This is a genomic window from Candidatus Coatesbacteria bacterium (assembly GCA_014728225.1).
Lineage (GTDB): Bacteria > RBG-13-66-14 > RBG-13-66-14 > RBG-13-66-14 > RBG-13-66-14 > WJLX01.
Map to the genome: position 1 here is coordinate 20,309 of WJLX01000100.1, position 9,818 is coordinate 30,126.

7 protein-coding genes and 1 tRNA gene are annotated in these 9,818 nt (G+C 66.8%); all 8 read left to right on the forward strand.

The window, feature by feature from the left end:
- The first annotated feature begins 49 nt into the window (after nucleotides 1-49).
- The 8 genes from rpsP (at nucleotide 50) to GF399_06970 (ending at nucleotide 9,767) form a co-directional block, all read left to right on the forward strand.
- A complete protein-coding gene (gene rpsP / locus GF399_06935) occupies nucleotides 50-292 on the forward strand; it encodes a 30S ribosomal protein S16 (protein MBD3400051.1) in 243 nt (80 codons plus the stop codon).
- 306 nt (nucleotides 293-598) lie between these two features.
- A complete protein-coding gene (gene rimM / locus GF399_06940; GenBank protein ID MBD3400052.1) occupies nucleotides 599-1,114 on the forward strand; it encodes a 16S rRNA processing protein RimM in 516 nt (171 codons plus the stop codon).
- 1 nt (nucleotide 1,115) lies between these two features.
- Nucleotides 1,116-2,900: a hypothetical protein gene (locus GF399_06945; protein ID MBD3400053.1), complete on the forward strand. Its 1,785-nt coding sequence runs from the start codon at nucleotides 1,116-1,118 to the stop codon at nucleotides 2,898-2,900.
- A 436-nt stretch (nucleotides 2,901-3,336) separates the two neighbouring features.
- On the forward strand, nucleotides 3,337-4,806 hold the full coding sequence (locus tag GF399_06950) for a tetratricopeptide repeat protein (protein ID MBD3400054.1): 1,470 nt from the start codon (nucleotides 3,337-3,339) through the stop codon (nucleotides 4,804-4,806).
- A 275-nt stretch (nucleotides 4,807-5,081) separates the two neighbouring features.
- Entirely contained in the window at nucleotides 5,082-6,266 is a 1,185-nt protein-coding gene (locus GF399_06955; protein MBD3400055.1) for an aminotransferase class I/II-fold pyridoxal phosphate-dependent enzyme, read from the forward strand.
- Nucleotides 6,267-6,351: 85 nt separating this feature from the next.
- A tRNA-Pro gene (locus GF399_06960) sits at nucleotides 6,352-6,428 on the forward strand.
- Between the two features lie 272 nt (nucleotides 6,429-6,700).
- Entirely contained in the window at nucleotides 6,701-7,627 is a 927-nt protein-coding gene (locus tag GF399_06965) for a zinc-ribbon domain-containing protein (protein MBD3400056.1), read from the forward strand.
- Between the two features lie 223 nt (nucleotides 7,628-7,850).
- Complete coding sequence (locus GF399_06970; protein MBD3400057.1) at nucleotides 7,851-9,767, forward strand: hypothetical protein; 1,917 nt, start codon at nucleotides 7,851-7,853, stop codon at nucleotides 9,765-9,767.
- The last annotated feature ends 51 nt before the right edge of the window (nucleotides 9,768-9,818 follow it).

The window sequence follows — 9,818 nt, forward strand, 5'->3', positions numbered from 1 at the left end:
GGCCTCAACGCCGCGTCCCCCGCACCCAACCCAAGGCAAGGAGCACGCTTTGGCTACCGTTATCCGTCTCAAACGCTACGGCCAGGCCAACCAGCCGACCTACCGCATCGTCGTCGCCGACAGCCGCCATAAACGTGACGGCAAGGTGATCGAAGAAATCGGTCACTACAACCCCCGAACCGAGCCCAGTACGATGGAGGTCGACCAGGAAGCGGCCCGACGGTGGCTCGAAAAAGGCGCCACGCCCTCCAATCAGGTTCGCAACATCCTCAAGCGGATCGGCGTTATCTAGCCCCCCCTTCCGCCGCGTACCGATCGCCGACGAGGGGCGCGCCTGAGCGCGCCCCTCGTCGCAGCGGGAGACCTGCGAACCTGACCGGGGCAAACCCGATTGCCGCGGGCCGGAACCGGCACGGTTTTTGCGGAGGCGAACCGTTAAGATCGTCATTAACGGTCGCCGAGCTGCAAAAACCGTGCCGGTTCCGGCCTCGAGCGGTCTCGGTGGATTGCAACTCGATAGAGGTTATCGTCCGCAGGTCTCCCGCCGCGGCGTTTTTTTATGGAAATGGAACCCGCCCTGCCCTAGAATGGAGGAAACATGGTTGATGAATTCATCGAGATCGGTAAAATCGGCCGCCCCTGGGGGCTGCGCGGCGAGCAGCTTTTCCGGCCTTTCAACGAGGGCGGGCTGGAGTTCTACCAGCGGTTCGACCGTGTGGTCGTCGACGGTCGTAGCCGTGACGTCGCCGGTTGGCGCGAAGACGGCGGGGGTCGCCTGTACCTGCGGTTGGCGGGTGTGGACAGCCCCGAGGCGGCCAAAGCCTACAGCGGCGGCCTGGTGAGTGTGTCGGCGGCGGAGCTGCCGCAGAATCCGGCCGGTGTCTACTACGAGTACCAACTCGTCGGCCTGAAGGTGATCGATGGCTCCGGCGCGACCGTCGGCGTGGTCGAGGGTCTACAGGCCGGTGCCGGGGTGGCCAACGACGTGCTGGTCGTCCGTTGCGAAGACGGAGAGGAGTGGTTGGTGCCCTTCGTCGCGGCCTATGTCGGCGAAATCGATCTCGGCGCCGGTCGCCTGACGGTCAGTGATTACGACGCAGAGGGAGTGGATTAGGATGCGCATTCGCGGTTTGGTGCTGGCAGTTGCGGTCTTGGTTATGGTTCCCGGTGTTGCCGCCGCGGCCATGCAGGGCCACGCCTTCTACGTCCAGAAGGCGCGCAATCTGGTCTTCTCCGATCTGGGGCTGGGCGAGCCCGCCCAGTACGAGCGTTTGGTGAGTCTGATCCGCGGCGAGAACTATCTCGAGGCCGCGGTGCTGATGGAAGAGATCCTCGACGCCGAGGCCCGCTCCTCGGCACTGCGACAGTCCTCCCTGGCCTATCTCTGGGCGGCGGGTGGTGACCAGGGCCTGGCCCTGGAGCTTTTCAACAACGTGGATGACGCTCCGGCGCATCTCCAAGTCCCTATGGCCCGGGCCTTGTGTCTGCACGACCTGGGCCGACTGGCCGAGGCCGCCGCCGTTTTCACCGCGGTCGCCTCCTCGAGTTCCGCTGCGGGGGAGAGCAGGCTGGCGGCCTGGAACGCCCTGGTGGATTACCGGGAAGCCGCCGGCTCCTACGTCAAGCGACCCGACGAGGGCGTACCCCAACTGGTCTACGATTACCGCAACGCTTACGAGGAACTGGCCGGCCTGTTCGAGTGGGGCGCCGCGGAGATGCCCCGGGAGCGCCTGCTGGCGGACCTGGCCGAGACCCTCGGTCGCTACGGCCTGTACGCGGCGGCGGGCGATCTCTGGCGTCGGGTCCTGGAGGCCCCCCTGCCCGAGGACGCCGGCGCCGAAGAACTCAGCCAGGCCTACGCCGCGGTCAAGCTGGCCGACCTGTCCCGGCAGAGCGGCGCTTACACCAGCGCCGCCGCCTGGCTGGAGCGGGCCCTCGAGCTGGCCGAGACCGAGGAGCTGCGCCGTTACGCCCAGAACCAGCTCGAGGCCCTGCAGACTGCCGCCCAGGGCCGGGTGGCCGAAGCCGTCATCCGCGGGGCTCCGGAAAGCGAGGAAGCCGCCCGTTTGGCCCGGCAGCGCATCGACAACCTCCTCGTCGACGAGAACGCCCCCACCCCCTATCTTTCCGCCGCCGAACTGGCCTTCGCCGAACTAGTCGATATCGATTTGGGACAGCGGTATCTCGAACGCGCCCTGCAGGAAAGCGAGAGTCCGGCGCGGGTCGTCGCCCTGGCCGGCGAGGCCGCCTACGCCCTGACCCGGGTCGGAGACTACGAGGCCGCCGACGACCTCTACGGCCTGGCGCTGTCCGTCGATCCGGGCAACGAGCCCCTGGTCTACACTTACCGGCTCAACGCCGTCCGACTGGCCCTGGCCGACGAGCGTCTCGGGGAGGCCGTCGACAGTCTCTACGGCCTGCTGGGGGATGCCGACAGCGGGACACGGCTCGAGGCGGCCTTCATCCTGCTCGAGCTGGGGCGCGAACACCAGCGGCCGGAGTGGATCTGGTCGGCGGTCCACGAGGCCCAGGGACTGAGCGGTCAGAGCCGGGTGCCCCTGCTGCTGGGCGCCAGCGAGGCCTTCCTGCTGGAGACGGAGGAAACCCTGGAGCCCGAGCGGCTGCGCGAGCTGCGCAACGAAGCCGTGGTGGCGCTGGGGGCGGCGATCCAGCAGGCCGAAGACGACCTGCGCACCGAGATTCGCATCCGCTCCGGCGATGTCTTCGCCGCCTTCGCCCTGGCCATCGAAAACCATGATCCCGCAGCGGCGGCCAAGGATCAAGACAAAGCCCGCCGGGCCTGGGAACGGGCCCGGGAAACCGCCGTCGAGGCCGGCGACGAGCGCACCGTCGCCGAGATCGATCGTCGGCTCGCCGAGCTGCCGGCGACGGATTCCTGAGCCGGCCGGATCGCGATCGACACAAACCCCCTTTCTCCTCAGCCGCCCGGCGGACGCCCCATGACGGAGCGACGCCGGGTGGTCGATGCTGCACCGCGCCGGGCTAATCGGCCGGCGGCCCCCTTGACATATCACAGACCCACCCGTAAGATATTGGCTGATTTACCCTGAAGCGACGAACTCAAAAAGCGGTCCGGAAGCGCAGCTCCGAACGCCCCGGGGTCGTCGCTCCGGCTCGATCTGCCGGGCCGCCGCCCAGCGACCTTTGCTCCAACACCGGTTTGGAACCCGACCCGCGGCCCCTGCGTATCCACCCAATACCCCACCCCGCATCAACGGCGGTAGAAACGCTTCCACAGCAGTGCGCCCGGGGTTGGGGAACCGCAGCACCGGGCCGTCGCCGACAATCGCGATCCGCCCTTTCGAAGGAGTAGTCATGTCTAAACGGATTATCCTGGTCCTGATCAGCCTGCTCGTGCTGGGTGCATTAGCCCAAGAGGCGGATCCCGCCGATAAAACCGACACCGAAGCCGTCGCCGTCGAAGCCCCCGCCGAGACCGTCGGGGAAGGCCGGATGACCAAATGGCTGATCTTCGATCTTTACAGTGAGTTCCCCTACCGGGACGAAACCTACACCGACCCGGAAAGCGACCTGCCGGTCAAGCGCCGCGTGGACTGGATCGGCGCCGCCATCGCCCTCAGCGTCAACTACGACCTGATGCAGAGCTCCAACGTCTGGATCATCGAGCGTTCCAACCTGCTCTACAAGTTTCAGCAGCTCTACCAGGCCCTCAACGACGCCGACCGCGACACCGCCATCCAGCAGGCCAAGCTGGAGAACGTTTCTCTCAACGTCAACGAGGCCAGTGGTCTGAACACCGTCTTCAACGCCGACTACATGATCACGGGCTCCTTCAACAAACCCGACATCCCCGTGGTAACCGCCACCATCGAGGTCCGCCGGGCCGATCCGCCCTTCGACGTGTTGGCCTCCTTCGACTTCGAGGGCACCTACGACGAGCTGCCCGCCCTCTCCCGGGAGATCAGCCGGACGATCATGGATGAGTTCGGCCTCTTTCCCCGCCCGGGAACGGAAGGCTACTGGTCCGAGCCGCTGACCGACAACCTCGAGGCCTACCGCTGGATGGCCGAAGCCATCACCGGCGGCCACTCGGGCAAGATGATCGCCTTCTTCGAGCGGGCGATGGAAAAGGACCCCAACTTCTTTATCACTCTGGTCGAGTTCGGCAAGGTCCTCTACGCCGAGAAGCAGTACGAACGGGCCTTCGAGATTCTGGAGAAGGCCACCGACATCGAGGAAGGCGCCAACAATCAGCTCGCCTGGCTGCGCCGCGGCAACGCCTACTTCAACGCCGCCTCGACCATTACCCAGAACATCGAGTATCTCAACGAACCGCCCGAAGAGGATTGGGAGCTGGGTGATTCGAGCCTGATCAAGAACAAGACCGACGCCGCCCTGGCCAACGAGTATTATCAGAAGGCCCTCGAGTATTACCAGAAGAGCGTCGAGGTCGACCCCGGCTACGTCGACGGCTGGATCAGCGTCGCCACCACCCAGGGCCGTCTCGAGCAGCCCGCCGAGGCCCTGGACACCTGGGCCCGGATCATCGAGATCACCGATATCTGCGACGAGGCCTTTTTCCAGCTCGGTCGCGCCGCCTGGGACAACAAGGAATACGATACGGCCCTCAACTACTTCGAACAGACCATCGAGATCAACCCCCGCCACGTCCAGGCCCTCTACAACGGCGCCGTATTGGCCAACGCCCTGGACGACAACGACAAAGCCCTCGAGATCCTCAACGTCTATTTCAGTTGGGCGCCGCCGGGCCACAGCCTCTACACCCGCTTCGACGAGCTATTCCAGAAAGTCATCTCCCAATAACCCGGACCCCGTTTTACGAGGGAGGCGCCGACGCGCCTCCCTCGTTTTTCTTCCAGGCATCAACGCCGCGGTGTCGGTCAAGCCGCTGCCGGAACCGGCACGGCGCTGCGGCGCCGATGCGGCGTCGGGCGCGGGGTTCGAACCCGTGACAACCGCTGAGGACGGCCTTCGGCGAGCAGGACGCCGCCGGGATTTACATTGCTCCGGACGGGGTCTATAATCGCCCCTTGGATTTCGACCCCGCTGTAGCAATGGCGACAAGGAGGCCCCAGCCGATGGCAGACCACGACATGGAAACGTCCCTGGACACGCGCTGCGTTCACGGCGGCGACCACCCCGACGAGCGCACCGGCGCGGTGAGCACCCCGATCTACCAGGTATCGACCTTCGCCTTCCAGTCCGCCGAGCACGGCGCGGCCTGCTTCCAGGGCGAGGCCGACGGCTACATCTACAGCCGGCTGTCCAATCCGACTGTGGACACCTTCGAGCGCAAGATGGCGGTCCTCGAGGGCGCCGAGGCCGGGTTGGCCTTCGCCTCGGGCATCGCCGCCACGCACAATCTCTGCCTGCAGGTGGCCCACGGTGGTCACATCGTCAGCTCGGACACCATCTACGGCGGTACCTTCGCCCTGTTCCGCAACCTGCTGCCGCAGATGGGCGTCGAAGTCGATTTCGTCGACACCACGGATCTCGGCAACATCGAGCGGGCGCTGCGTGAGGACACCAAATTGATCTTCTTCGAGACGCCGGCCAACCCGACCCTGGCGGTGACGGACATCGCCGCCGCCGCCGAGTTGGCGCACTCCCGGGGCAGCCTGCTCTGCGTCGACAACACCTTCGCCACCCCGGTGCTGCAGCAGCCCCTGGAGCTGGGCGCCGACGTGGTGCTGCACAGTTGCACCAAGTACGTCAGCGGCCACGGCGACGCCGTCAGCGGCTGCTACGTCGGCTCGCAGGAGTTCATCGACGAGGCCCGGGAATGGCGCACCGACATCGGCGGGATCATGGCCCCCTTCCAGAGCTGGCTGCTGTTGCGCGGCTTGAAGACCCTGCACCTGCGGGTCCAGCGCTCCCAGTCCAACGCCATGGTCCTGGCCGAGTTCCTGCTCAATCACCCCAAGGTCGAGCGAGTGCTCTATCCGGGCCTGGACTGCCATCCGGGCTACGCGACGGCGCAGAAGCAGATGCGCGGTCCCGGCGGCGTGCTCTCCTTCGAGGTCGTCGGCGGTGTCGAGGCCGGCGCCCGGCTGATCAACAACGTCGCGATGATGGTCGTCGCCGTCTCGCTGGGCGACTGCGCCACCCTGATAGAGCATCCAGCCAGCATGACCCACTCCACCATGGAGCCCGAGGAGCAACTGCGGTACGGCATTACACCGGGCCTGGTCCGCGTGGCCGTCGGCCTCGAGGACCCGGACGACCTGATCGCCGACATGGACCGCGCTTTGGAGGCGGTCTAATCGCGGCTGGATTATCCTGGACAGCCGGGGCGCGTTTTGCTACAATACGGCTCCGTTCCGTGGTAAGGACGATGCAACAGCGTGTCGGGGCGTAGCGCAGTCTGGTAGCGTACCTGAATGGGGTTCAGGGGGTCGGAGGTTCGAATCCTCTCGCCCCGACCATCCCTGCGGCGGAGCGTTGACAAACACCGGACGAACGATGTCGACTAAGCGATACCCCTTCCGGCCGAAGTCGGGAGGGGTTCTGTTAACGGTTCGACCCCCGGACACGAGATTTGACGTCCGCCGGGTTCAGGGCCGCCGCGGTGTCCTCGTCGCCGGCGGCTGCTTGTTGCATTCCGGGCGGTGAGGGGGTATCATCGTTCCCGCGGCCTGAGCACTTCCTGGCAACCACCTACCGCCCTCGGCGGTTCAACCTGGAGAAACAACGACTGATGTTCTGCCCCCAATGCGGCAAGGAACTGCCCGACGACGCCAAGTTCTGCATGAACTGCGGCTACCAGATTCCCCGGAAGGACGAGGCGGCGCAGAAGCCGGCCGCCGGGGCGGAGTCCGTCGAAAGCCCCGAACCCAAGCCGGCCCCGCCGATGCCCGAGGCGATCCCGGAGGAACAGCCGACCCCCGAACAGCCCGAGCCTCCAACCGCCCCGCCCGTTGAACCAGCCGCCCCGGTGGTCGACAAACCTAAGCTGACGTCAGAGAACTGGCTGCAGCTCGTCTTCACCATCGGTCTGGTGGGCACAATGTTCGCCGCCTTCCTGCGTTTCGGCAGCGAAGCCTACTACAGCGCGCTGATGATGGGCGGCCCCGGCTTAACGGGCTTCGGCGAGGCGCTGGGCTACGCCTTCGGTCTGGCCCGGACCTCGATCGGCAGCTTCGGCTACGGCTTGCCGGTGATCGCCCTGCTGCTGGGAGGCTTGACCATTTTCCTCAGCCGCTTCAAGCGCGACCTGCTGGAGCGGTTCCTGCCGGCCAACGGCGCTTTGCGCATCGGCGGCGGCGTGGCCCTGGCCGGCCTGTTGATGGCTGTCAGCAACGCCTTCGACTCGACCCTGATGTGGTTCATCTTCTGCCTGCTGAGCGGTGCGACACTGGCCTACACCGCCCTGATCCTGCTCAGCCACAGTGACAAGTTCCAGGCGGGCTTCCTCCAGCGGCTGGGCTATCCGATGGCCGCCTACTCCCTGCTGGTCTATGCCGGCTCCCTGGTCCTTTCGGGCCTGGGCAGCCTGCTCGGCGTGGGCTTTCTGGCCTACAGTTTGCCGCGGATCTTCATGATCATCAGCGGCATCGCCGGTGTCCTGGGCGTGTTGGGCTTCGCCATCGACCTGCTGCTCAAGACCCTGTTCCGGGAGTCGTAAAGAACCCGGCGAGGCGGCAGGATTCAGGATTGGAAGCGGGGGGCCGGGCGGCCTCCCGCTTTTTCCCGGCCCGCCGCCGATTACGTTGACAGGCCCCGATGTGACAGCTAAACTAAAAATCACCCTTGCTGGTCGAGTTAGCCCTTCTGCATCGCCCTAGAACCGCCTGGCGGCCGACGAGACAATCCGGCGCGGACGCTCCGCGCCGCCGGGCCACCTGGAGATGACCGAACAGACCACCCCGCTGACGTTGCTCAAGCTGACCGACGGCCGCCTGGTCCCCTACGACAAGGAGCGGGTGGCCACGGGTATTCTGGCCGCCTCCCAGGCGGTGGGCCGCACCGACCCCCTCTGGCCCAACGAAGTCGCCGAAGCCGTCACGGTCTATCTGCGCCGGCAGACCCGCTCGGGCATCCTTACCGAGAAGGAGCTCGAGGAGGCCGTCGTCAAGACCCTGCTGCGCACGGGTCACATCGAGATGGCCAAGGCCTACGTTCTCTACCGCAGCCAGCGTCGTCTGGAAAAGAACCAGCGCCTGATGTCCGTCAGCACCGGCCTGGAGGAGGAACAGGGCCCGAGCCTGGGGCGCAGCCGCCGGAATCCGCGCCGCGACGAGCTGCTGCAACTGGAAATGCCCGAGGTCACCCTGGAGCTCGACGCCGAGCGTCGTCCCGCTATCCTGGTGCGCGACCTGTCCGGCGAGTTGATCGAGTGGCGGCGCACCGATCACCTCAAGACCCTGACCGCCGTCACCGGACTGGCGCCCTCGATCGCCGACCACCTGATCGGCGAGATCCACCAGACCCTGGAGCGGCACGACCTGCTGCCGGCGCCGCTGATACTGGTCCTCTATCTCCAGGCGGTCAAGCTGATCGAGCTCGACGCCGGCGAGGAGGGGCTGGTCGAGCTGGCGGCCCTGCCGATCCAGTTGATCGCCGGCTTGCTGGGCCGCGGCTGCCGCGTCAGCAATGACGGCGCCCACAGTCGTCCCGACTCCTTCAAAGAGCCGTCCTCGAGGATCGCCCCGCCCGCCGTCGTCGAGCGCGTCGCCGGCAACGCCCTGCTGGGCGAGTACGCCCTGATCAAGCATTACCCCAAGGCCGTCGCCTACGCCCACTACTCGGGTGAGCTGCACCTCGAGCGGCCCTGGACGATCAACCGCCCGGCGCGCCTCGTCGTCGATGCCGCCGGAGTGGAGCGCCTCGACGACCTGCTCGAGCTGGGCGACTACTGCGAGGTGCTGATCGTCGAGGGGCTGCGCGGCTACCTGGAGAACCTGTCGGCGGAACCGCCCGTCTACCACCGTCGACTGGCCCGTTGGCTGGAGCGCTACCGGAGTGTCGGCATACCCCTCGACGGGCTGCACCTGGAGTGGCGCGGCGGCGGACCGCGACGCCTGGGCCTGGACTTCCCCGCCGACGGTGTCGATCCCGCCCCCCTGCTGGAGACGACCAGCCCCCTGGTGCTGCGTCGCCCCGCTGAGCGACACCAAGGGCTGACCGCCTCCCGGGTGGCCGTCAACCTCCACCGCTGCGGGCTCTACGGCGAGGAACGCGCCGCCCAACTCGGCGTCGAGGCCGTCAAACACGCCATCAAGGCCGCCCGGGCCAAGAAGAAGTTCCTGCGCCGCCTGGTCAACCGCAGCGCCGGCGGCCTGCTCGGTCCCCTGATCGGGCACTGCGGACGGCGGGAGTTCAACGACGCCGGCGGCAGCCTCGAGGTCGACCTTTACGGGCTGGACCGGGCCGTTTTCCGCCTCTGCGGCGAGTGGCCCTCACAGAGCGAGCGCGCCGCCGGACTGCTGCGCCGCCTGGCCGAGGAGCTGGTCGGCGGCAGCCGCCGCCTGTCCCGGGAACGCAACATCGAACTCACCCTGCACGCCCGGGCCGACAGCGTACTGGACGGTATCTTCGACATGCTCGACCGCACCGTTCTCGGCCTGGACGACGATCCGCAACCGCCGTCATTCAACCTGCCCGGGGAGCCGGGGATAGAGTTCCACGGTCCCTACGCTCCGGCCTACCCGCCCGGCGTCGCCGTCGAGCTGCAGTGCTGCGTCCCTCCCGACGACCTGTCCACCGCCGCTCGGGCGGCCGCCGCCGCCGCCGCCACCCGCCTGGTCCTGCACCGAAGAACATGACCTGCACAGCGCTGTGCGGATCGGTGTACCGCCGGCGTTGGGGGTTCGCAA